The sequence below is a fragment of the Bartonella sp. AP88XZML genome, assembly GCF_042195565.1.
Lineage (GTDB): Bacteria > Pseudomonadota > Alphaproteobacteria > Rhizobiales > Rhizobiaceae > Bartonella.
On sequence record NZ_JBHIOQ010000062.1, the window covers coordinates 1 to 24710 of the forward strand.

Below are 24710 nucleotides of genomic sequence, written 5' to 3' on the forward strand. Positions count from 1 at the left end.
CAATCTTAGGTTATTCGGGACTCTCATTCAATATGAATAACGCTAGATTATCATTATAAATCAATGCCTTGTAGAGATAGAACTGGATAGTGCTGGTGTGACCTATGAAGAGCAATTATTAAAGCAGAGTGCGCTTGATTATAGTTTTTGTGCACTGCCGAACATTGTACATTATTTGACCTTAAAGCTGAAATTAACCACAAAGACAATTATTGGTATTTTGACCAAGAGTGGACGTGAGCATGAGTTTGTAAAAAATCCACAAGCTTTTTTAGAGCGCATAGAAGAAATACTCAATAAAACCCATGTTAATCTTACAATTGATGGCATTAAATATTTAAAGCTGGTCGGGCAAGAATATAGTGTGCAAGAGCTTTTTACCAGTGAAGAGCTTGTGGCAAATTTAGAGCGTACAGCTGTTGTGAGTGAGAAGAGTGTGTATGATCATGTGGTTTATGAAAGCAGTGTGGAGAAAGAGTTTGCACAAAGTCTTGAAAATGATCCTGAAGTCAGATTGTTTTTTAAACTACCAAGAAGTTTTAAAATAGCCACTCCCATTGGTTCTTATACGCCTGATTGGGCAGTTTTTTTAGAGCGAGATGGCGAACAAAAGCTTTACTTTGTGCTGGAGACAAAAGGGGCAAACAGCGAGTTTGATTTGCGACTTAAAGAAATACTGAAGATTAAATGCGGCAAAGCGCATTTTGCTGCACTGCAAACGAGCGTTGCGTTTAACGACCAGCCGGTGATAAATTGGCGTGAATATAAGCGTACTTTGCCCGAAGGGGCGCATGAGTTTCCAAGTGCTGCGGTGGTTGTTACAGAATGATTGGAGCATGAAATACTTAAGGGGGAGGGGATAAAAGCTTTTCATATCAAAATAATAAATTGATAAAAGGTATTTATAATGTACACTTCATGTTGAATTTAATTGTTTTCATTTAATACAGGAGGTAAAGTTATGAAAACTAAAGATATGTATAAACCACTGAAAAAAAATTAAACGGGTTGATGTTGCTGCGCTCAAAGCCCGAGCAAGTGAGCAGAAAATGGTTGCTTGAGGCGCTTCTATGAATTGAAGTTTTAAAATATACAAAGCTGGCGGCAAAAAAGGCTGCCAGCTTTATAGCTTTTGGATATATTAATGACGATAGATTATGAAGTTAAAAAGTTGCTCTATGGCTGTGGGGCAATGAGCGGGGTTCGGTTGATTACAGGTTCCTTCTATGCTTTTTTTCTTGTCTATGGGCTTTAGTATAGCACAGTTATCCTTATTACAAATTGTATTTAGCGCGGCTATTTGTATTTTTGAAGTGCCTTGTGGGTTTTTAGGAGATAAAATTGGCGTTAAAAAAATGTTATCTTATCATGTTTCTTTTTTTCGCTCTTCTTCTTTTTATGTATTTACGCGCCTAATCTTTCTGTCTTAATTCCGGCAGAAATTATATATGCTTTAGGCTTTGCTTTATGCTTTGGCGCTGATAGTACATGGATTAAAGGCTTAATCGACGGCGGTGGATACAAGGGTAGTTTGATCTACCACCAAGTAAACGTCTATAAGCGGGAACTGATGGCATTCATGAATATGGTTGCTGGTGCGCTAGGTGTTCTTATTGTTTTGTGTATGGATAATTATCAGTCGGCATATTATTTTTGTTCTTTCGGGTTTCTCGTGCTTGTATTCTTGTTTAGTCGGGTGACGGGGATAGGTATTGCATCCGCTTCGGATAGTCAGTCAATAGACTCGGGTTCTTTGTTGCATGCAACAGAAGCTTTTACTTATTTAGTTACCTCAAAAATCGGATTATATTATATATTGATATGTGGTTTTATTGTTGCTGCATTGCAGCCAATATTTCATTTTTGGCAACCTTTTATTTTGGGACAGACAGGAGTATTAGACAATGCGACAGGAAAGACTAAAATTCTTATTCTTGGCCTGTGCTTTGTGTCTTATACTCTCGTAAAATACTTATTTAATCGCTTTGTAATTAAATATCTTATGCAAAAATATGCTCCTATGGCGATAACTTTGTGCTCACTCGTCCTAAGTGCTGTTGTTATGCTTGCTCTGCTTCTCGTTGCAAACAGTTGGGCTCCTATTATTTTATTCACCGTATTTCACAGTTTTTTTCTGTTCCTATGACGCAGTTTGAAGCAGAATTTTTTAAACATATTCAACAAAAGAATGCAAATATGGTTTTATCCATTGTTAGTTTTCTTGCGCGTATTTTTGGTATTTTAGCGCTTGTACTGATTGGTTGGTTGGCAAATAATGTTTGTATAGAAGCAGCTTTTTGTTTTGCCTTGGTTTGTATATGTTCAATTATCCCGCTTAATTTGGCCTGGCTTTATACTGATAAAAAGTTAATAAAAAACGAAGAGGTCTGAGAGTGAAGATACAGTTGAATAGGAACTTGCCTATGACTTACATAAAGACACAGGAAAAAATAGTGTGTGGGTCATCTTATATGGATTTAGTCGAAATTAATAGCTGTTTTAATCGGTGTATAGGCACAATGGATTGTAAAAATGCTAATGCCTGTGTTTTTTGACAACTTGGTCGGCTTTGTTTTTTTACGTATGTAAGCAGCGAATAAGCAAAGGTTAGCACAGGTGTATTACTTGCAGTACCAAAAAGTTTGATTAAAAATACTAAAAATGGATATACAAGACGAACAAACGGCTCGCTGAGGATCTTTTATCAATGACTGTAGTTGCTTGGGGGCATAATATTGTACAAAAAAAACGCATGGCATAAAGTCCAAAAAACCAATAAAGGCGCATTGCGCTTCTCTTTTAAGAACTGGGCATCTCCTCTTACCGTAATGCGTTCTCATTATGCATCCTTTAGGCAAGACTTGCGATGGAAAGGCTTTACGGAAAAAATCAATGTGTTTTGTTTAAAAGATCCGATCTTAATACACCTTTCAATATGGAAGGGTATTTCACAATGTTTGTTGTGATGAAGCAATTGCTATCTCTTGGCATGCCACTGGCTATAGGGTTTATCTCTCAGATGATAATTTCCTTCACAGATGCAGCGCTTGTAGCGCATTTAGGCGTGCAAGCCTTGAGTGGTACAATGTTAGCTCTGAGTATATTTAGTTTTGTTATGTTGTTTGGGCTAGGTATTATTACCGCGGTTGCACCAAAACTTGCGGAAAGTTTTCGCAGACAAGATAGATATGCATTAAAGGCATGGTTTGATCAAGGAATATGGCTTTCCCTTGTGATTGGAATGATGAGTGCGATCATTTTACTCAACACGAGGAATATTTTGTGTTTTCTCGGCCAAGATGGGACAATTGCCAATATAGCGCAGGAATATAATAGTGGTGCTGCTATAGGAGTGGTGTTTTTTTATCTTTATGTGAATAGCCGGGGATTACTGTCAGCAATTGGTAATCCAAAGCCCTTAACCTGGGTTATGTTTGCGGCTATCCTCGTAAATTTTCTTATCTCTTGGCTGCTTATTTTTGGTATAGGTTCTGCAAGCGGATTAGGTGTCTTTGGTGCTGGAATTGCGAGCAGTTTGATCCGTATTTTAATTGTTATTGCAGCAGCAATAATATTGTCCCGCAATTCTGCTTTTCATTCTTTTCGCTTTAATTATTTGAGACCAAAGTTAGAGATTTCACGAATAATAAAATTGCTGCGAGTAGGGCTACCTATTGGTATACGTATTCTTATTGCGGAGGGCTTTCCTTCTGTCATTGCATTCATGATTACGGCTTATGGGATCGAATCTTTGGCCGCACATACGATAGGGATGCGACTCGATATGCTTATTTCTGTGGTGGCTTTGGGGATTTCCAGCGCAGCCGCGACAATAGCAGCGTGGTATAGAGCAGATAGGAATAATATGGCTCTAAAACAATTGCGTATGAGTGTCACAGTTTTTGCTGTAGCTTATGTCTTATTTTTATCAGTGGTTGTTTATCTCTCTTATGAATTTATCCTTACAACCATCTTTAATATTTCTGAAGACAGCGTTGTTGTTTTCTCTTGGGAGTTGCTTCCGTTTGTCTTATTGTCTTTTGCTTTTGGCACTTTAGGAGCTATGCTCAATGGCATACTTGTGGGGTTGCTTGATACGTTTTGGTCAACAATTGTTGTAGCAATAAGTTATTGGGGGTTAGGCCTATTTGGGGGAGCGCTAATGACGCATTTTTTTGAATATGACTTTATTGGCTATTGGCTTGGCATGATTGGTGCAAGCTTAATCGTTTCTATCTTTAATTATATGCGCGTGGGTTATTTAATAAAATGCAATCCTATGTTTGGGGCAGAGTGAGTGTTATAAAGCGCTTGTAAAGCACTAGCTGTGAAGGCTTAGCTACTCACCGTCCATAGAGGCTGTTTTACTTCTATAGAGATAACAATATAGCTTACAAAACTTGCTTAATATTGAAAAGAAGTGCCTTTGATTGTAGCCTTAATATTCTTTATTGAATTTTAAAATAATATGGATTTATTAAAATCATTCGGCTTTAATTTAAGAGTAAGCTCGGTAGATTGGAAGAGTTTAATACCTTAAAAAATGACGAGAAAAAACGTGCTTATATTCATACGCCGTTGAGGAGGCATTTAAAAAAGTTGTTGTTTTTATAAGTTATTACCATTGCGATGCTAAAGTGTATGCATTTGTTAAAACAATCGCAGCCGCGACGGTGTTATTCTTGCAAGTCCTATTTATCACGGATCTTATTCAGAGGAATTGAAGAATGCTCTTGATAATTTAGATTATGATGCTTTTTGGATAAAGCTTTTGGTCTTCTCTCTCATGACAATACAACCCAAAATGCGCACTGCCCTGTGTATATTTGGTACTAATTGTGCATACGCTTTATGGACAGGCACTGCAATATCAAGTTGCTTCAGCTAAAGATGATTTTGCGTTTGAGAATGAAAACCGTACATGGAGACTTAGCAGCGCAAATGTACGGGTTTGCTGCGCACATCTTGCTGATAAAATGTACAATAAGGGTGGAGGATATGATCAAAAATGATAAGAAATACCGTTAGTTAGTCGTTGGTGGTACAGGAATATTGGCGCCCTTTTCCGGTCATTAGGGCTGAACAACGTGATTATCGCAGCGCGTTTTCGTTCTCATCAATCCAAAATTGAGTTATTTCAGACAAGGGCTAAATGTATATTTTGGAGATTATTATAAGCCATAGGCACAATTTTTAAAAGGGATACCACTATGGACGGGCTTGAAATATTGCATATTATGGGGGGCATTCGCCTGCATATGCATTTTCGTGTAGGTTGAGATTGAGCGGTTGGTCTTCTTACCGAAGCTGCTTGCGTATTGTTCATGTTTTTGGTTCTAATGCAGAGGATAAAATAATCTCTGGATGTGCGCATCACAATAAGATTGATCCCACATCTGTAAAATTAGGTCGGAAAAGGCGATCATAGGGCCGACGGTGGTCAATGAGAAAAGTGTTTATGATCATGAGATTTGTGAGAGCCGTATTGAGAAAGAGTTTGCGCAAAATCTCGATAATGACTCTGATGTAAGATTGCTTTTTAAACTGCCAAGAAGTTTTAAAATAGCCACTCCCATTGGTTCTTATACGCCTGATTGGGTGGTTTTTTTAGAGTGAGATGGCGCGCAAAAGCTTTATTTTGTACTGGAAACAAAAGGAACGAATAGCGAGTTTGATTTGCGTCTTAAAGAAATGCTGAAGATTAAATGCGGCAAGGCGCATTTTACCGCCCTTGAGACTGGTGTGGTATTTAACGAGGTACCGGGTGATGAGTTGGCGCGATTCTAAGCGGGGGATGGTGGTAGAGAGAGTGGGGGGGCTGTGGTAGGAGTGGGCGGCACGAATGACGCTGTCTTTAGTTGCGTACCGCCAAGCTAATTTTGTGCTTTGCGAAATTAGCCAAGGCTTTTGGACGTACCGCGTTTACCGCGTAATAAAATCTTATGAATATCATGCAGAAGGCGCGCAGAAACGGGTGAGTGCGTGACTAGCTTCCCAATGCCGTAATTAAGTACAGCCACATAATGAGATAGCTCTTCAATATCATCAGTTGCACTGATACTTTTTCTTTCTTTTCAAACAATAATAGGTCAGATGGTAACGATTATGTCCTTTCTATTTGAGAAAAGAGTAGCACCGCTTGCGTATATGCACGAGTAAAAGTCAATCAACATTGGTCTGAGGTAAAAACCGCCAATTATTTCTAATACACCTAAGGATTTCATAGCTTGCTCTAACGGTTTATATAAAACCGCCCTTTTAAAAGATGGATTGGGCGGCAAATTTATTGGGATATAGGCTTTATGAATCTCTCGAACTAAGCTTTCTACTATGCAGGTCCTAAGGCGTGATTGCATATATGGTCGTATCTGTTGCTGCGTTGTGTAGGCAGAGATCCTAAACTAGGAAAGGAGGGCTGCTCTTTTAATTACAAAGGAAGAATACGGCGCGTAAGTGAAGCAAAATGTATTTTGAGGAGCAGTAAAGGGGTGAGGCATTTGATTCCAGCGGGTGACGGATTAACTGGAGTATAAGTAGGCATTGCTAGGGCGGAGTTTTTAGTTAAGAATTGCACTTCGTACGCTATAAGCTCTCTGCATCCTTCATATAGGCGTTGGATCATCGCCCAATACAACGTAAAGGGGCTGTTTTGTCTTTAGCGTTTGTTTGGCTGCTTCTATAGTGCCGCTTGGCTCTATCAGCCATTATAGTGATAATTTTCTCGTCCAAAGAACAGATCAATCGATTGCGTAATAGGGTATGTGTGCCTTTTTTGACCGTGTTTTTTTTAAAAGCAGTTGTTACCTCGTGGCAGGGTTGGGTGTGTCTATATGATCAGCCTGCCAAAGAAATGGAAGCGTTATCGCGATAGCCACCAATAGTAGTCCAGCGATAAAGGCGGCAGCAAACTGCAATGATATAAAAGAACCAAGGACGCCGACCAAAAAGCTTCCGACCGGCATTCCAGCATAGCCGATCACCCGAAAAGCAGAATTAGCTCGCCCGAGAAGTTGCTTTGGTGTGAGGCGCTGCCTGAAGGCGGTAACACCAATAAACCATAAGCTTGCTCCAACGCCAGCAATAAAGGTGATGCCCCATACGACGACAGCACTTTTTGAAAAGGCTGGAATCAGTAGCAAGACAACCGTTCCTAAACCGTCAGTGAGAACAGCTAGGCGCACCGGTGCATAGCGTATACGCGGCGCAAATAGGGATCCTGCCATTGTACCAAGCGCGTAGGCTGCAAACATCACGCCATATTGGCTGCTATGTAGGCCCAGATACCGACTGTCGGTAACGAAGAAGATGAATGAGGTTAGGAATGCTCCAAATACCACCGATAAAAAGAATGTGAGTAATGTAAGGGAGGTAAGATGCCGATTTGAAAAAATGAAATGAAAGCCGGCAATAATATAACGGAAAGTGATGTTTTCTTTATCAAGTGTTGGCGATGTAGGAACAGCACGGCGAGCGGTAAAAATCAATGTGATAAAAAGCACGATTAACAGGCCAAGAAATAGCAGTGTGCTATGCGCTAAAATGCTGCTTGTTATGACAGGGGCAAGAAAATAGGAGACCCCGAAATCTAAAAACAAGACAATTGAGTAGAAGGTCATCAATCGCTCTCCCTCCATGATAAGTGGTGGAATCGTCATTATATAAGCTTCGGCAGAAACGACGATGAATCCAGCAATGGTTGCATAGAAGAAAATTTGTTCGGCTGGAGCAATCTGTATCATGAGCAGTACGAACAGTACAATATGCAGTAGCATGAAGATGAGGAGAGCCGAGGTGGCAAGTTTTATTTTGTCGCAGCGATCAAGTAAAGCGCCTGCAAGGATGCCGAAAATTGGCCACGCTAATGAGAAGAGACCTTGCGCCCAACTTACTCCGACTACGCCATATCCAGATTGTCTTGCTAATAGCGGTATGGCAGTGCGCAAAGCACCGCTGAGTAAGGCGAGAAGACTAACGGTTAGGCAAAAATAGCGTATGTTCTTATTGGCAAAAAGAGTGAACATTCTGTTCTCCTTAAGATACCACACAGGTTTCCGCTGTTCCATCAAGTACGGCGGTTGTATTTAGCATGTTTGCGACATAGTCGTCCAAGATATTCCTGTCTTCCTGAGGTAGAAGAAAATACATAAGGTTGGAATACCATTGCCAACCACGCTGAGTCAGCTGGAGATCGTTATTACTTTCTGCGATGAGACCTGCACCTATGAGCTGTTGTAGGTTATTGTATACGAAAGAGGGAAGTGCGGTCCAGTCAATTCTTTCTTTTTTGGCATAGCCGTTATAAGGTAGCCGCATACACAAAGCCTTGGAGGCTTGTTGCTCCGCTGATACCCAATTGTAGTATACTTTGGATTTGCCTTTAAGTTGTATGTCGGTAATGTATCCGCTTCGACTGGGATTGGCTCGTGTGACGAGTGAGCCGAGAATCGACATTGCTGACGCCCCGAAGCCAACCACATAATCGTCATGATAACCATGCAAATATTTGTGATAGCGGAAATAATTAGCTGAACTCGTTTTAGCGAGCGTTAGAGGAGTGTTGTTGGCAATTTTGATATAGGAATGCCCATTACACGGCGAATAGCCGCAGCTGCGCATAACGATGTCGCTAAATAAGCGAAGCGTCTGTCGATGCTGTAGGCTGGATGGCTTTAGCCCTTTTTGTGCGTAAGACTTATGCAGTTGCGACGTGATAGCCAGATTGTTGATTGCATAGAGGTTGATGGTTTCAGGGTGAAGCTCGCTGGCTTGCTTCAAATCGTATAATAGTTCTTCGGTTTGTTGGCTGTGCATGCCATATAGTAGGTCGAAACCGACATGTCCAATGATCTCTTGTGACCAAGCCACGGTATTGTTGATTTGTTCACGTGTTGAGGTGAGGTTAAACAATGATCGGAAACGCTCAATGAAACTCTGTATACCGAAGCTGATCCGGTTAACGCCGATCTCACGGGCAGCATAAAGTTTATCACGTGTGACGCTCTTCGGTTCGCTTTCCAGTGTAAATTCGGCTAAGGAAGAGAGCTCAAATTCGGCATGCAATACTTTCCCGATGTGTCGGATATTATCTGCGGACAAAAGCGACGGTGTGCCGCCCCCTATATAGATGCTGCGGATGGGCCCTCTAAGCGAGCGAATGAAATTTCCTTTGTTTCTGATCTCTGTGGTAAGCGCTGAAATATAAGATTCGATTTGTTTAACGTGCTTGTAGGCCCCTTTCTGAAAGGGACAGAAGGAACAGATGGTTTCGCAAAAGGGAATATGCAAATAAAGAGAAATGGTACGCGCTTGTGGAATCTGCTTACTGTGCGCTAGTTTATTAAAGTCTAGGTAATCGTAAAATTCATTTGAAATAGTGCGAAATAACGGATATGTGAAGTTGTAAATCGGCTTGAGTTGATCGAACTTCACAAAAGGATGATCCACGAGTTGCATAGCTTACCTCCCCCAATTTCTTAACTCGCACTATATTATTGACGGGCGACTGGTGACCCAATCACCCGAGTGTATTACCAAAGATTTTCACGGAACATAATGAATCCTCCTTTTGTAGAAGCTATATGTATTACACATATAACTTATTATATGAACAGGCTAGCTTGTTTAAGAGGCAATGTAAAGATAAAAATATAAAAAAACTTTCTCTTGCAGCCTTATGGTCTGATATTGTAATTGGTATCCTGTTTTACGTGGTCGGGTTATGAATGCCTAGGGCGAGAAAAAGCAGGGTATTTTAATAGACGTGCGGGGCATCATTGTTATGTTGCTGGGACTTGGAATTTGCGTCTGGTTATGAAATATCATTAGCGCAAAAAGATGGTTTTAAAGGTAGATATATATTTTTTAATATCCCTGTAAAACTTCGAGAAGAGATAGAATTATCTATTAGAAAACATATAAATGTCCAGTGTGATAATATTATCGAATTACATGACATCATCGCTCTTACCCGCCATTTTGACATATTACCTAAAATCTCATTGATATTGTGCCATGTACTGGCAAACGGGGATAGATCGCGTTTTGGTATGACTGCGGCGAAGTTACGTGCCGCATTATCTTTGCTAGAATCCAATAGGATTAGGCTTAATGGGGTGCCTTTGCATATGGGCTCTAATTTGAATTCAACTGAGTTAATAGTATCCACCTTAACTAAGGCTGGAAAGGATATTTACGCATTGAAGGATCAAAAAAGTTTTATCAGTCTAGGGCGAGAGATATCTGACTTCCACAGCGTTCTGCGATGCCGTGACGGTCAATGACGAATACCCTCGTAAAATTTATGAGGCATTATCACAATTGGGTTGTGATTTACATAAGCTTACGGTAATTATTGGACCTAGGCGTATTATATCTGAAGATTATGGTTATTTATATTTCAAATATTAGCTCTATAAAAGAGCAGAATGGTACGAACTTAATTACAATCTGGGTTCTGGGAATGTGTACTCAATCTGCACAGTATCACTAGATCATAAGTCAAAGTATGTGAAAGCGACTGATACAAAAAAGATTTTACGATAGTGAAAGATCGACGATAAAGAACGTTAGTTCAAAGGAAATTGATATTATTGTGTTCTCATATCCTGATTTTTTGGCTTTTTAGATATAAATAACACACCTCCTAGTGGGCTGGAAACTATCAAATGTTGGATCACGCATGGCGCAATTAGCAAAAAATCCTATCTATTGGATTTGGTATGCTCTACTAGATTCTCAGCTCTAAATATTGTGTGCGAAGTGCAATGTCAAGCGGTGGGAATTGATATAAGTGCAGAGTCTGTACCATCCGCTCAGAACAAGGTTGATAGCTCTGTTATGCAGACGATGGTTAAGTTTCATGTCGGAAATGCTGAGCGTATGACTTATACTGAAAATACATTTACGCATATTATGGCGGGATGAGTGTTTGTAAGCACTAGCTGTAAAGGCTACTCACCATCCTAGGGTGTTTACTTCTATGTGGATAACAATAGAGTTACAAAACTTGCTTCATATTAAAAGAAAAGTTTCTTTTCTTTTAATATGAAGCATTGCTACAACCAAAAGGAAATTAAATATCTCGCCTTTATTATTCTCGTCAATGTTTGCTTATATATGATTATTTGAATCGGAATTAGGTTACGTACAATATGGTATTTCTCGCTGTTTTATATAAGGAGAAGGTTCGCACCGATGTATCGGGTGCAATATCAATTTTTTCACTATGGTGATAGGATAGCTTTTTGAGCGTAAAGTTCTTTTACCTTGATGGATCTTATAGTATTCTTCAAAAATATCAGTTGATAAATTTTTTTCGTGTCGTTTATGCATGGGCTGATACAATAAGAATAGGACTTGATTGTTTTTAAAGTTGGTATGTTATGGCTGTAAAAAATGGTAAACAAACGAAAAGTAAGAATTTTAAACCTGTCTCTCGTTTTCTCAAAAGTTTACGTGGTGTGCGCAATTGGGAACAAGTTTCACAATGGCTTGCTTTTCGTAAGGTAGAGGATATTGAATGTATTACGCCTGATCAAGCAGGGGTACCACGGGGCAAGATGATGCTTTCTAAAAAATTTACATCGGAAACATCATTGGCATTGCCTTCAGCAGTTTTTATGGCAACAATTTCAGGGGATTATCCGGAAGATGGTCATGGTTTTGAATATCCTAAAGCAGATGGTGATTTACGCCTTGAGCCTGATCTTTCTACGTTAAGCATTGTTCCATGGGAAGATGCTCCTACGGCACAGGTGATTTGTGATCTTGTGTATCAAAATGGTCAGGTTGTGGATTACACACCACGCAATGTTTTACGAACAGTGGTTCATTTTTACACAAAAATGGGTTTAAGCCCTGTTGTGGCACCAGAAATTGAGTTTTATTTGGTACAAAAAAATCCCGATCCTGATTATCCGTTAGTTCCACCGGTTGGTCGTTCTGGGCGTTCAATTGGTGGTGGACAGGGGTATTCCATTGCTGGTGTTAATGAATTCGATGATTTGATTGATGATATTTATCAATTTTCAGAGGCACAAGGATTGGAAATTGATACCCTCATTCATGAAGAAGGAGCAGGACAGTTTGAAATCAATTTACGTCATGGTGATCCTATTGAATTAGCGGATCAAGTTTTTATGTTTAAACGAACAATTCGTGAAGCAGCACTAAAACATAATATGTATGCAACTTTTATGGCAAAACCCATTCAAGGGCAGCCGGGTTCTGCTATGCATATTCACCAATCGGTTGTTGATAAGAAAACCGGTATGAATATTTTTACACAGGAAAATGGTGAAGAAAGTATCTGTTTTCGCCATTTTATTGGTGGATTGCAAAAACATATGCCAGGCGTACTTGTGATGCTTGCGCCTTATGTGAATTCTTATCGACGTCTTGTCCCTGATAATTCGGCTCCTGTTAATTTGCGGTGGGGATATGATAATCGTACTACAGCTTTTCGAGTTCCCCGTTCTGCTCCTCAAGCGCGACGTGTTGAGAATAGGCTTCCTTCATCAGATGCGAATCCTTATTTAGCCCTTGCGGCTTCTTTAGCGTGTGGTCTTATTGGTTTGCAACAAAAAATTGAGCCGGATGAGCCAGCGATAAATAATGTAAACGCTGATAATATTGAGTTACCGCGTGGGCTCATTGAGGCAGTCAATTTGTTTGAACAAGATACAGTGATACGTGCTATTTTAGGGGATGTGTTTGTCAGTACTTATGCTGCAATCAAACGACAAGAGTTTGAAACTTTTATGGAAGTAATCAGTCCGTGGGAGCGTGAATATCTCCTGCTGAATGTTTAAATTTTATGACGATGATTGATTATAATTCAATTTCTCCAGGAATTTCTTGGTATGAAGATGCTTTAAGAGAACGTCCCTCTTATCCTTCTTTTTGTGAAAACAGACAGTGTGATGTGGTCATTATTGGAGGCGGATTTACGGGTCTTTCGGCTGCTTATCATTTAGCCAAGGCTGGAGTAGATGTTGTTTTATTTGAAGCATCACGTTTTGGTGATGGTGCTTCAGGGCGCAATGGTGGACAGCTGGGAACAGGGCAACGGCAATGGGTAGAAACATTAGAAAAAAAGTATGGTTTTGAGCGAAGTAAAGCTCTATTTGATTTAGCAGAAGAAGCTAAAAGAGATATTTTAGCTTTATGCGCAATGCCTAATTGTCCTTGTGATTTGATAGGAGGACAGCTTTCTGTAACTCATAAAAGGCGTGAGCTTCTCTCTTATCAACAGCATATTGAGGCGATGCAGCGTTATGGCTATCACGCGCTTACTTTTATGGATAAGGCTGAAACATTTGAGCGACTTGGATCAACTTTTTATTGTGGTGGTATTTATGATGCGGATACCGGTCATATAAATCCCTTAAAATTGATTATTGGGTTGGCAAAAAGAGCACAAGATGCTGGTGCTAAGCTTTATGAGAAGTCACAAGTAACGACCGTAAGGCGCAAGGGAGCACATTGGAAAGTAATAACAGAAAAAGGTAGTGTAACAGCAGAGCATGTTTTACTTGCAACAAATGGGTATAAACTTGGTCTGGAGCGTTTTATTGAAAAAAATATTGTTTCTATTCGCTCTTATATTGGAGCAACGGACCCATTACCAAAGCATAGTTCAATTCTTATAGGGGGGGAATCGGTTGATGATTCCCGTTTTATGGTTCGCTATTTTCGCAAAAGCATTGATAATCGTCTCTTATTTGGTGGTGTAGAAAGTTATGATAATAAGCATCCTCTAAATTTAGATGAACGTATAAAACGGCAAATTGTTGAAATTTATCCTCAATTACATTCTATCAATTTAAGCCATCGGTGGGGAGCAACGGTTGCCATCACAGTTGAACGCATGCCCTATGTTCGCCAAATTTTTTCAAGGATGACTTATTGTGGTGGTTATTCAGGGCATGGCGTTATGCTGGCTCCTTTCGTGGGAAAATTATACGCAGAATGGTTAACTGGAAAATATGAACGTTTTTCCTATTTCCAAGACTTAAAGATTTCATCTTTTCCGGGAGGAAGAGTTTTGCGTTATCCGCTTATATTTTTAGCAATGCGTTGGTTTTCTTTATTGGATCGCCTTTAATGGAAACATTGCTTGAAATGAAGAAAATTAATGGCTTATTTAGTATCTGTCTGCTTTAATGATGAAAGCTTTTATAAGTGATATGGGATTTCATAATCGAATAGAAAAATAAACAAGTTCATGGTGCGTAAAATTATTCCAGTTTCTTCCTTTGATTGTATTGTTTTTGGTGGCAATGGTGATCTGGCGTTGCGCAAGCTTTTGCCGGCTTTGTATCATTGTCAGTGTGCTGGGCAATTCAGTGAGCCAACACGTATTATTGGGGTTTCGCGCACTTCCTTAAGTCGTGAAGAATATCAAAATTTTGTCCGCATTTCTTTAGAAAAACATATCCATCCAAAAGATCTCAATTCAACAGAACTCAATCGTTTTCTTGCACGTTTAAGCTATGTTTCTGTTGATGTTTCCTCAAATCGAGGGTGGGAGGATTTAGCCCTTCTTCTGTCACAAGATTCAGCGGATATTCGAGCTTTTTATTTGGCTGTTGGTTCGTTACTTTTTGCTGATATTGCGATGAAGTTGGAAAAAAATGATTTGGTGACAGCACAAACACGGATTATCATTGAAAAGCCAATTGGTTGTGATGTAAAAACAGCTGTTTCACTTAATGATGTATTTGCAAGCGCCTTTAATGAAGAGCAGATCTTTCGTATTGATCATTATCTTGGGAAGGAAACTGTTCAAAATTTAATGGCATTGCGGTTTGTTAATACACTTTATGAACCGCTATGGAACTCCAATTATATTGATCATGTTCAAATAACCGTTGCTGAATCTTTGGGGTTAGAGGGGCGTACAGAATATTATGAAAGCACTGGTGCTCTACGCGATATGGTTCAAAACCATATGCTACAATTACTTTGTTTGGTTGCGATGGAAATACCATTTACTAACAGTGCTAATGCTGTGCGCGATGAAAAACTTAAAGTTTTACATTCTTTAACACCGCTTGATGTCCATAATGTAGGGCAGCATACTGTACGTGGGCAGTATCTTTCTGGTCTATCAAATGGTATATCGGTAGAGTCCTATTTTGATGATCTGGGAAGAGTGAGTAAGAGTGAAACATTTGTAGCACTTAAGGTTAAGATTGATAACTGGCGTTGGGCTAATACGCCTTTTTATTTACGAACAGGTAAGCGCATGTTCACGCGAATGTCTGAAATTGTTGTGGTTTTTAAACCTATTCCTCATAATATTTTTAATGTGGATTTAGATGAAATTTTTTCTAATCGGCTTGTAATTCGTCTCCAACCTGATGAAGGTGTAAAACAATGGTTGATGATTAAGGATCCAAGTTATGGCGGTATGCGGTTTCGTCACATTCCATTAGACATGAGTTTTGCTTCCGCATTTTCTGAACGTAATCCTGATGCTTATGAACGTTTATTAATGGATGTTATTCGTGGAGATCAAACACTGTTTATGCGTCGTGATGAAGTTGAGGCTGCTTGGCGTTGGATTGATCCAATCATTGAGGGATGGGAAGCAATAAAACAGCCTGTTCACAGTTATAACGCTGGTTCGTGGGGGCCGTCTGCTTCGATGAGCCTCATGGAACGTGATGGGCGTATATGGAACAATTTAGTTTAGAGCAATAAGTATGTATAGAATGAATATTGACCGTTTAGATTTTGAAACCCCTCAGACTTTAGCCTTGGCATTAGCAGATCGAGTAGCCGCAGAGCTTAGTGTATCTGTTCTTGAGCGCAAGAGAGCAGTTTTAGCGGTGTCTGGTGGTAAAACACCAGAATTGTTTTTTCATTATTTGTCAAAAGCGGATATTGATTGGCAAAAGATCATTATCACTTTGGTCGATGAACGTTTTGTCCCTACACACGATGAACGTTCAAATGAATATATGGTACGGTGTCATTTGTTACAAAATTTTGCCGAAAAAGCACGTTTTGTAGGGCTTTATCATAAAGCAATTACTGCTGAACTTGCTGCTTTTTCAGCGGCGAGTCGTGTTAATACTTTGCCTAAACCCTTTGATGTTGTTGTTTTAGGAATGGGGGAGGATGGACATACGGCATCTTTTTTTCCTGATGCTGATCGTTTAAAGCAAGCGCTTGATTTACGAACACAAGCACTTGTTTTACCCCTTCATGCTAAGAGTGCTGTTGAGCCAAGACTCTCACTAACTTTGCCAGTTATTATGCAATCTCGTTGTATTATTCTCCATTTCGAAGGTTTTCAGAAACGCGATTGTTTTGAAGAAGCTTGTCAAGACGGGTTTGAAATAGAAATGCCTATTCGGGCAATTTTGCGTAATTCCCCTCATCTCGTTCAGGTTTATTGGTCGCCTGCAGAAAATGAAATAAGTGAATCAAAGTATGCGACACAAGGTGAATAAAACGTAATCTCTCTCAATGAATGAGGGGAAGAAACAATGAAGGGGGAGAGAAATATGGCACTTTCCAAGACAATTGCCACAGTTACACGAAGGATTTATGAACGTTCTCGATCAACACGAGAAATTTACTTAGATCGTATTGCAAAAGCACAAGTTCATCGCCCCAAACGGAGTTTTTTAGGATGTGCCAATCAGGCTCATGGCTTTGCTGCTTGTAGTGCAATAGATAAAGAGCGTTTGAAGGGAAATATCGTTGGGAATATTGGCATTATCACGGCATATAACGATATACTTTCAGCGCATCAACCTTTTGAAAAGTTTCCTCACTTAATTAAAGAGTCGGCCCGTATGGTTGGTGGTGTTGCACAGGTTGCAGGTGGTGTTCCCGCGATGTGCGATGGTGTTACACAGGGAAATGCGGGGATGGAGCTTTCCCTTTTTTCGCGTGAAGTAATTGCAATGGCGACAGCTATAAGCTTATCACACGATGTCTTTGATGCAGCATTGTATCTTGGGGTGTGTGATAAAATTGTACCAGGTTTATTGATTGGTGCACTAACATTTGGTCATTTACCAGGAATTTTTATAGCAGCTGGTCCCATGACAAGTGGTCAAGGTAATGATGAAAAAGCGAAGATACGTCAACTTTACGCGGAAAATAAAATAGATCGCCAAACACTTTTAGCATCAGAAGCACGTTCTTATCATGGGCCAGGAACATGTACATTTTATGGAACAGCTAACTCTAATCAGGTGATACTGGAGATGATGGGGCTTCATATGCCGGGAGCTTCTTTTATTAATGCGAATACACCATTGCGTGATGCTTTAACAAAAGAAGCTACGAAACGTGTACTTGAAATGACAGATCTTGGTGATCATTATAGTCCACTTGGTATGATCATTGATGAGCGTTCTTTTGTGAATGCCATTGTAGGATTAAATGCAACAGGAGGTTCTACCAATCATACGATTCATTTGATTGCTATGGCTGCTGTTTGCGGTATTAAATTGACATGGCATGATATTGCAGAAATTTCATCCGTTGTGCCTCTTTTAGCGCGCATTTATCCTAACGGTTTAGCAGATATTAATCATTTTTATGCTGCGGGGGGAATGGGATTTATTATTCGCGAGCTTATCGAGGCAGGTTTGGTACATGAAGATGTCTCTACGGTTTTTGGTAAAGATCTCAATGCTTATGCAATTGAAGCAAAGCTTTCTGCTGATGGTCATGTGGTACGTGAAGCGGCTCTTAAGGAAAGTGGTGATCATAAGGTGTTAGCGGGGTGGAGAAAGCCATTTCAGCTTGATGGTGGTCTTCGTGTTTTATCAGGAGATTTGGGAACAGCTATTATAAAAGTTTCCTCTGTTAAACCAGAGTATTGGCAGATTAAAGCACCAGTCTTTGTTTTTAATGATCAAGAGGAACTACAAAAATCTTTTAAATCTGGAGTGTTGCATAATAAAGACTTTATCGCTGTCATTCGCTATCAAGGACCAAAAGCCAATGGTATGCCAGAGCTTCATAAATTAACGACCATTTTAGGCGTTTTACAAGATCGCGGTCAAAAGGTAGCATTGATAACCGATGGGCGTATGTCAGGAGCGTCAGGAAAAATTCCTGCTGCTCTCCATGTGACACCAGAAGCAGTGGATAATGGCCCCATTGCACGTTTGCAGGATGGTGATATTGTTTTTCTTGATGCTCATGAGGGTAAATTAACTCTTTTGGAGGATTTAGCAAAATTTAACGCGCGAAAAATCATACCTCCGGATCTTTCAAAAAACGAACATGGTGTTGGACGCGAACTTTTTCATGTTTTTCGTCAATTCGTTAATCGTGCAGATCAAGGGGCATCTGTTTTTATGACATGAAAAATGCAAAAATAAATAAGCTGAACCATATACAATGAAACCATATACAAGGAATTGTTACAATTTTTAGAATTTTGGTATAGGCAGATTGTGTGATCGCGCAGCTGCTTTGAGTGTATTAACCATAAGCATGGCAATTGTCATTGGTCCAACGCCTCCTGGAACAGGGGTGATCGCAGCAGCTTTTTCTTTTACGTTTTCAAAATCGACATCACCAACAAGACGTGTTTTCCCTATACCTTTTTCTGGTGCAGCAACGCGGTTAATACCGACATCAATAACAATTGCACCATCTTTTATCCAGTCTTTTTTAATCATTTGTGGGCGGCCTACAGCTGCTACTAGAATATCAGCGCTTCGACACACATCATCAAGGTCACGGGTACGACTATGGGCAATTGTCACAGTGGCATTGGCTGCTGTTAAAAGGGCAGCCATAGGTTTTCCAACAATATTAGAGCGTCCAACAACGACAGCATCAAGTCCAGATAAATCTTGCCCACAGTGTTGTTCAATCATCATCATGGCTCCAGCTGGAGTGCAGGGAATCATCGCATCTTCAAGTGCGTTTGCTGCGAGTTTTCCTACATTAATATAATGAAAACCATCAACATCTTTTTGGAAAGCAACGGCTTGTGTTATGCGATTTGTATTCATATGAGCAGGGAGAGGCAGCTGTACCAAAATACCATGAATTTTGGGATCAGAATTTAATGTTGCAATAAGTTGAAGGAGTTCTTTTTCTTGCGTTTCTTTGGAAACGACATGTTTGATTGAAAGAAACCCACATTCTTCGGCTTTTTTATTTTTTGAGGTGACATATACTTGACTTGCAGGATCATCTCCAACGATAATAACAGCGATACTAGGTTGTATATTATAGTGATGGCGGAGCTTTGCTGTTTCGGCCTTAACTTTCACAATAATCTCTTCAGCAAGTTTTTTTCCGTCGATAATATTATTCATTCAGAGATCCTTTCGGTAAGGCTGTTTGTTTTTTTTGTAAAGCATTTTCTAATAATACGATAGAGTTTTATAGCAATATTCATATGAGAACAGTAAGAATGGTTTTATAATGTTGTGGATTTATAGTTTTGAAGACTTTTAAATAATTGCTTTATAAAGAAGCAGCAACATTGCTGTTTGAATAAATTTTGGATAAAGAACAAAAATAATGAAGATACAAAGTGGATATAGTGAATTATAGGGTTATAAAAACTTTTTATGATCATTTAAGTTTGTTTTTAATCTGTTATAGGGGGATAAGTATAGAGGGATAATGTGCGCATCAGAATAATAAAATTTTTGAGCGGAGTTTTTATTACAATTATCTTTTTATTTGGAGTGGGGATTCTCGTTTTACCTTATCTTATTTCTACAGATGCGATTCGTATTCGTTTAGCGCAGGATTTAAGTGCATGGACGGGTTACAATGTGCAATTGCGTGATCCACCGCGGTTACATCTTTTTCCTTATCCTAAAGCATTTCTTTCTGGCGTTACTTTAACATCAAAAATGGATGATGTTGCGCCATTAATGGAAGCTGAATCAATAGAAGTTGATCTTTCTGTCGTCGATCTTCTTTGGGGACATATTTCTTTTTCAGAGACGCGGATTATGCATCCTCAATTTGTTATGGAAAAGCCTGTTAAAACAATAGCAGATTTTTTTGATCGGTTTTCTCGCTCACAAGGTGCATTAGGGGTGGCAATACGTAATACGCGTGAAATATTAAAACATAATCCTGAGCATCCAGAGATAGAGCACCTTTTAAAACAACCTTTTGGACGGATTGTCATTAAAAATGGTGTTCTTGTGTATCACGATAGTTTTTCAGGAGTAGCAGAAAAAATAACAGGATTAAATGCAACTTTAGATTGGCCGGAATCAACTCAGGAAGTACGGTTACGTGCAGATGCGCGTTGGCGCGGAGAGTTTACAAAATTATCACTTGATGCTTCTCAAGCATTACTGCTTTTTGCTGGAGGCAAAAGTCATATTAGGGCAAGTCTCAATTCTGTACGTGGGGGAATAACTTTTACAGGAAAGGCTCGATTATCTGAATATTATATTTTTGACGGAAAAGTGTCAATGCGTTCTCCTGGATGGAATCAGACATTGTCTTGGGTTGGTGGAAATCAGTTTTGGGGACATAAATTAAAAATACCCATTGTATGGGAATCTCATTTTTTAGCGCAGCCAATGCATATCCAAATGAACAATGTTACATTTACGATGGGGAAAGCCAATGCGCGAGGAGCTTTAAAACTCGATTTTCAAGATTATGTACCAAATGTCATGGGCTCTTTAGCCTTTGATAATCTAGACCTTAGCCTCTTGGGTTCAATGTTTTTTTCAGGTAAAAAGAAAAATGCCTGCTTTGACATTAGAACTTTTGATTGTATTGGCGTGGATATACGACTTTCTGCGCCACAAGCTAAAATAGGAAATATTTCACTCACAAATTTAGCTGCTGCAATACAAATAAGAGATGGTCATGGTATTTTTGATCTTGGACATGCGAATATTTTTGGTGGATCTGTGCAAAGTAATATTGAAGTTACCTCAGCTGGACAGAAAGTGCGTATTGGAGGAAATATTTCAGGTGCTTCTATTGATATGCAGGAGACTTTAGAAATCTTGGGATTTATTCCATTTATACAAAGCAAAACGAATTTTACTGCAACGGTACGAACACTTGCTGATTCTTGGCCAGAAATTTTTACGAAAATGCAGGGTGAGTTAACACTGAAGATGTCTTCTGGTCGGCTATTAGGGTATGATCTGAATGAATTACAAACAAGACTTTCAAATAAACAACAATTTCTTTTAATGAATAATGATACTTTTTCAACAACATTTGATCACTGGGATATTCAGACAAGCTTTTCAGAAGGTATGATGAAGGTAACAGAGTCATTAATGCGTACAGCAGACTTGAGCTTATCCATTCAAGGAATCATTGCAACTGCTATTGCGCAAGGGAAGGAAAATGAACTGATATTACAGGCACAACTACGCAAAAACTATAGATCAGAAACTTTATGTAAAGATGTCCAATGTCTTGCTAATAGCCTTGCATGGCCTTTTACATTTTCTCTAAGCTCTAAAGGACAAAATCATGGTGATTTTTGGGTTACAAAAGATATTAACGCAGATTGAGTATCGTTTTTCATCTGTATAATATTCTATCCTATAATGGTAATTCGTCTTTTTACAACTTAAAATTGTCTTTTAAATTTAAATCAGAGCTCCCATTATCGGAAGATTCTCTCATTTTAAATCCGTTCGTCGTGAAGCAGTAAAAACCATCCTCACCGTCATAATAAGTGAGGTTGGTATAGATAAATGACTGAAGAGAGGAATAAAAAACCTTCTTATGGAATCTTTCAAATACAAGAGATTCATAATATCGGTGCTAATCTTATAAAAATTGCTAAAAAACATTAAAATTTTAAGGAGGATGTTGGCCAGTGCTTATTGAATCGCAGAAGAAATACCATAGCCATCTTTGGTAATTGTATGCTTCCCGTCGGCTCCAACAGAACCAATTCCCACTGTAATCAAAATAAAGGCTAAGAGGGTTGTAATCGTAATAATTGTAGCTTTTTTAGCAGACATATTTTTCCTCCACGGATGCATCAATGACTGAATGCAAAGATGAATGGTGCATTATTTAAACTTTTATGAAAGCAGAATCACTTAAGGATCTATAAGTTCCTATTATTATCTCATAAAGCTAAAAAAACTCTATAATTCTTTAATATATTATAGTTCTATAGATATAATTTTTTCTTTTTGCTATATATTTTTCTTCATTTTCTCGATGACGATAGTGAGCATTGGCAAAATTTTTATGCGCATAAATTATAAACTTAAAAGATTATTTATCCGACAGACATTGGCTTTGAATGAAGAAATAAAGATAGAGGGGGCACAAGCTTCTTATCTTATGCATGTTTTGCGTATGAAAGAAGGAGCAGAAATTTTACTTTTTAATGGACAGGATGGTGAGTGGCTTGCTAAACTTATCACTGTTAAGAAAAAATTTGTTGTGGTTCAGCTTATCCATCAAGAAAGATTACAAACGACGCATTCCAATCTTATTTATTGCTTTGCTCCACTCAAAAATGCGCGGTTGGATTATATGGTGCAGAAAGCTGTTGAAATGGGGGTATCGATTTTGCAGCCTGTTATAACGCATCATACGCAGGTTACGCGTATCAATATGGCGCGTATGGAAGCCAATGTTATTGAAGCTTCTGAACAGTGTGGAATTTTATCTCTTCCTAAATGCGTATCGGCTCTATCATTAGCAGAACTTTTAGCACAGTGGGATGAGACACAGCCTTTATTCTTTTGTGATGAAGAGCATAAATTGCATAATCCATTACCTTCTTTTAAAAAGCGTGACGTTACAACACCTGGTATTCTTATTGGACCGGAAGGTGGCTTTAGTGAAGAAGAGCGGAGCTTTTTAAAAAAACATCCTTTTGTGTTTCCAATATCACTAGGTCCGCGTATTTTACGCGCTGATACTGCCGCTGTTGCTGCTTTGGCTCTTCTTAATGCTACCGTGGGGGATTGGGCAATGGATTGAGAAATCTGTAAAATCATTCTAAACAATTTATTTAAGATGATGATACCAATTATAGGATACGGTAAGTTATGGCGCTTGATATAACTGATGAAAGTGAAATTTATAACTTAGATTCTTTGGTTAGCTATTTCCAAGGGGGGTATAAAGCAGAAGATGATTGGCGCATTGGTACAGAACATGAAAAATTTCCGTTTTATAGAGATGGTTTTCACCCTGTTCCTTATGAAGGAGAGAGGGGAATCCGAGCGCTTTTAGAGAGGATGCAAAGCGCCTTAGGATGGAAACCTATTTTAGATGAAGAGAATATTATTGGGCTCGTAGGATCAGTTGATCAGGGAGCCATTTCTTTGGAACCTGGGGGACAATTTGAATTATCTGGTGCACCATTAAAATCAGTAAGCCATACATATTACGAGTTGATGGAGCATTTAACTCTTCTCAAAAAAATTGCAGAACCATTAGGTATAGGTTTTTTAGGTCTTGGAGCTAGTCCAAAGTGGACTTTAGCTGAAACGCCGCGAATGCCTAAATCACGTTATCAGATTATGACTGATTATATGCCTAAAGTGGGGTATAATGGTCTTAATATGATGTATCGCACATCAACAGTTCAGGTTAATCTTGATTTTTCATCTGAAAGTGATATGCGGCGAAAAATGCAAGTATCCATGAAGTTACAGTCCATTGCAACGGCATTATTTGCAAGTTCGCCCTTTACAGAAGGGCGCCCAAATGGCTTTTTATCGTGGCGTTCTGAAATTTGGCGTAATACGGATAATCAGAGGACAGGCGTTCTGCCCTTTGTATTTTCTGAGCGTTTTGGTTTTGCTGATTATGTTGAATGGGCCCTTGATGTTCCAATGTATTTTGTTGTGCGTGATGGTCGTTATTATGATTGTACACACATAACGTTTCGTCAGTTTATGAATGGAGCATTAAAAGGACAAGTTGCAAATTCAATTCCAAACATGGGAGATTGGATTAATCACTTATCAACGTTATTTCCTGAAGTCCGCTTAAAAAGATTTTTAGAAATGAGGGGAGCTGATTGTGGTTCTTGGAAGCGCATTTGTGCGTTGTCGGCTTTTTGGGTTGGGCTTCTTTATGATAGGGAAGCACTTAATGAGGCAGAGGCTTTGACAAAAGATTGGTGTTTTGAAGAAGTTTTAGAGTTGCGCCAACGCGTTCCTAAAGAAGGGCTAAGAACTCCTTTTCGTCAAACTATTCTTTTAGAGTTAGCACGTCAAGCTCTCGCTATTGCTCGCAAAGGCTTAAAAAATCGCAAACAGTATGATACGAATGGTTTTGATGAAACAAATTTTCTTAATCCTCTAGAAGAGGTTGTTGCAATGGGACAAACAGATGCTGAAAAATTTTTGTCCCATTACTATTCTATTTGGAATGAGTCGGTAGAACCTTTATTTTTAGAATGTGCCTATTAAATTTGAAGCAAAGATACTTCCTACTTTTTTAAAAATGCATATCACCGTGGTGGTTCATTCACTCATTTGCTCTAGAGAGCATATCCTACCTTGCTTTTAACATTTCTCATAACGGAAAGGATACAATACAAAAATCTCTTGGGCAGTGTGATTTTTATACCCAATAATATCACGATATTTCCGTAATCGTAATGTTGTCCCTTTGTACAAAAGATAGTTCATAAGAGATAAAGCTTATTATCAAACATTTTTTATTCACTTGGCTCATCTACTTATGAATAGGTCTGAAAATAATATTTTTCACTTTTAAAAGGGATAAAAAAATATAAT

General features: G+C 39.0%; 21 protein-coding genes and 1 pseudogene. 18 read left to right on the forward strand and 4 right to left on the reverse strand.

The annotated features are described in order from the left end of the window. The first annotated feature begins 97 nt into the window (after window positions 1–97). The 8 genes and pseudogenes from ACFIK2_RS07375 (at window position 98) to ACFIK2_RS07410 (ending at window position 5986) form a co-directional block, all read left to right on the forward strand. On the forward strand, window positions 98–829 hold the full coding sequence (locus tag ACFIK2_RS07375; protein WP_375677095.1) for a hypothetical protein: 732 nt from the start codon (window positions 98–100) through the stop codon (window positions 827–829). Between the two features lie 741 nt (window positions 830–1570). Continuing rightward, entirely contained in the window at window positions 1571–2146 is a 576-nt protein-coding gene (locus ACFIK2_RS07380) for a hypothetical protein (RefSeq protein WP_375677096.1), read from the forward strand. Then, window positions 2143–2391 carry a hypothetical protein gene (locus ACFIK2_RS07385; protein ID WP_375677097.1) on the forward strand — a complete coding sequence of 83 codons (249 nt, stop codon included), beginning with the start codon at window positions 2143–2145 and terminating at the stop codon, window positions 2389–2391. The genes ACFIK2_RS07380 and ACFIK2_RS07385 overlap by 4 nt, the downstream gene beginning before the upstream one ends. A gap of 562 nt (window positions 2392–2953) precedes the next feature. Continuing rightward, window positions 2954–4297 (forward strand): MATE family efflux transporter, encoded by a 1344-nt coding sequence (locus ACFIK2_RS07390; RefSeq protein WP_375677098.1) that lies wholly within the window; start codon window positions 2954–2956, stop codon window positions 4295–4297. Window positions 4298–4693: 396 nt separating this feature from the next. After that, complete coding sequence (locus ACFIK2_RS07395; protein ID WP_375677106.1) at window positions 4694–4888, forward strand: hypothetical protein; 195 nt, start codon at window positions 4694–4696, stop codon at window positions 4886–4888. Beyond that, entirely contained in the window at window positions 4839–5012 is a 174-nt protein-coding gene (locus ACFIK2_RS07400) for a hypothetical protein (RefSeq protein ID WP_375677099.1), read from the forward strand. The genes ACFIK2_RS07395 and ACFIK2_RS07400 overlap by 50 nt, the downstream gene beginning before the upstream one ends. Window positions 5013–5436: 424 nt before the next feature. Next, window positions 5437–5787 (forward strand): annotated as a pseudogene (locus tag ACFIK2_RS07405) (hypothetical protein). A gap of 55 nt (window positions 5788–5842) precedes the next feature. Further along, a complete protein-coding gene (locus ACFIK2_RS07410; protein WP_375677100.1) occupies window positions 5843–5986 on the forward strand; it encodes a hypothetical protein in 144 nt (47 codons plus the stop codon). An 814-nt stretch (window positions 5987–6800) separates the two neighbouring features. Here the strand turns inward: ACFIK2_RS07410 and ACFIK2_RS07415 are convergent. Both ACFIK2_RS07415 and ACFIK2_RS07420 read right to left on the reverse strand, forming a co-directional pair. Then, complete coding sequence (locus ACFIK2_RS07415; protein ID WP_375677101.1) at window positions 6801–8021, reverse strand: MFS transporter; 1221 nt, start codon at window positions 8019–8021, stop codon at window positions 6801–6803. 10 nt (window positions 8022–8031) lie between these two features. Next, the gene (locus ACFIK2_RS07420) at window positions 8032–9453 is read right to left on the reverse strand and encodes a coproporphyrinogen-III oxidase family protein (RefSeq protein WP_375677102.1); all 1422 of its coding nucleotides are present in this window, start codon (window positions 9451–9453) and stop codon (window positions 8032–8034) included. Window positions 9454–9791: 338 nt separating this feature from the next. On the opposite strand from ACFIK2_RS07420, the gene ACFIK2_RS07425 reads away from it, so the two are divergent. The 7 genes from ACFIK2_RS07425 to edd all read left to right on the forward strand — a co-directional run bounded on the left by ACFIK2_RS07425 (window position 9792) and on the right by edd (window position 18338). Beyond that, a complete protein-coding gene (locus tag ACFIK2_RS07425; protein WP_375677103.1) occupies window positions 9792–10280 on the forward strand; it encodes a hypothetical protein in 489 nt (162 codons plus the stop codon). A 433-nt stretch (window positions 10281–10713) separates the two neighbouring features. Further along, complete coding sequence (locus ACFIK2_RS07430) at window positions 10714–10923, forward strand: class I SAM-dependent methyltransferase (protein ID WP_375677104.1); 210 nt, start codon at window positions 10714–10716, stop codon at window positions 10921–10923. A 458-nt stretch (window positions 10924–11381) separates the two neighbouring features. Beyond that, entirely contained in the window at window positions 11382–12809 is a 1428-nt protein-coding gene (locus tag ACFIK2_RS07435; RefSeq protein ID WP_375618430.1) for a glutamine synthetase family protein, read from the forward strand. Between the two features lie 11 nt (window positions 12810–12820). After that, the gene (locus ACFIK2_RS07440; protein ID WP_375629621.1) at window positions 12821–14104 is read left to right on the forward strand and encodes an NAD(P)/FAD-dependent oxidoreductase; all 1284 of its coding nucleotides are present in this window, start codon (window positions 12821–12823) and stop codon (window positions 14102–14104) included. 120 nt (window positions 14105–14224) lie between these two features. Then, window positions 14225–15697 (forward strand): glucose-6-phosphate dehydrogenase, encoded by a 1473-nt coding sequence (gene zwf, locus ACFIK2_RS07445; protein ID WP_375633535.1) that lies wholly within the window; start codon window positions 14225–14227, stop codon window positions 15695–15697. A 10-nt stretch (window positions 15698–15707) separates the two neighbouring features. After that, window positions 15708–16460 carry a 6-phosphogluconolactonase gene (gene pgl / locus ACFIK2_RS07450; RefSeq protein ID WP_375618432.1) on the forward strand — a complete coding sequence of 251 codons (753 nt, stop codon included), beginning with the start codon at window positions 15708–15710 and terminating at the stop codon, window positions 16458–16460. 54 nt (window positions 16461–16514) lie between these two features. Beyond that, window positions 16515–18338: a phosphogluconate dehydratase gene (gene edd, locus ACFIK2_RS07455; protein WP_375634707.1), complete on the forward strand. Its 1824-nt coding sequence runs from the start codon at window positions 16515–16517 to the stop codon at window positions 18336–18338. A gap of 66 nt (window positions 18339–18404) precedes the next feature. On the opposite strand, the gene folD is transcribed toward edd, so the two are convergent. Then, window positions 18405–19304 (reverse strand): bifunctional methylenetetrahydrofolate dehydrogenase/methenyltetrahydrofolate cyclohydrolase FolD, encoded by a 900-nt coding sequence (folD, locus tag ACFIK2_RS07460; RefSeq protein ID WP_375618434.1) that lies wholly within the window; start codon window positions 19302–19304, stop codon window positions 18405–18407. A gap of 315 nt (window positions 19305–19619) precedes the next feature. Here folD and ACFIK2_RS07465 point away from each other — a divergent pair, with 315 nt between their 5' ends. Further along, window positions 19620–21500 carry an AsmA family protein gene (locus ACFIK2_RS07465; RefSeq protein ID WP_375642958.1) on the forward strand — a complete coding sequence of 627 codons (1881 nt, stop codon included), beginning with the start codon at window positions 19620–19622 and terminating at the stop codon, window positions 21498–21500. 315 nt (window positions 21501–21815) lie between these two features. Here the strand turns inward: ACFIK2_RS07465 and ACFIK2_RS07470 are convergent, their stop codons facing one another. Then, window positions 21816–21959 (reverse strand): hypothetical protein, encoded by a 144-nt coding sequence (locus tag ACFIK2_RS07470; RefSeq protein WP_273790383.1) that lies wholly within the window; start codon window positions 21957–21959, stop codon window positions 21816–21818. Between the two features lie 235 nt (window positions 21960–22194). On the opposite strand from ACFIK2_RS07470, the gene ACFIK2_RS07475 reads away from it, so the two are divergent. After that, the gene (locus ACFIK2_RS07475; RefSeq protein WP_375634705.1) at window positions 22195–22938 is read left to right on the forward strand and encodes a 16S rRNA (uracil(1498)-N(3))-methyltransferase; all 744 of its coding nucleotides are present in this window, start codon (window positions 22195–22197) and stop codon (window positions 22936–22938) included. Window positions 22939–23006: 68 nt separating this feature from the next. Beyond that, a complete protein-coding gene (locus ACFIK2_RS07480; RefSeq protein ID WP_375612076.1) occupies window positions 23007–24380 on the forward strand; it encodes a glutamate--cysteine ligase in 1374 nt (457 codons plus the stop codon). Window positions 24381–24710: the final 330 nt, after the last annotated feature.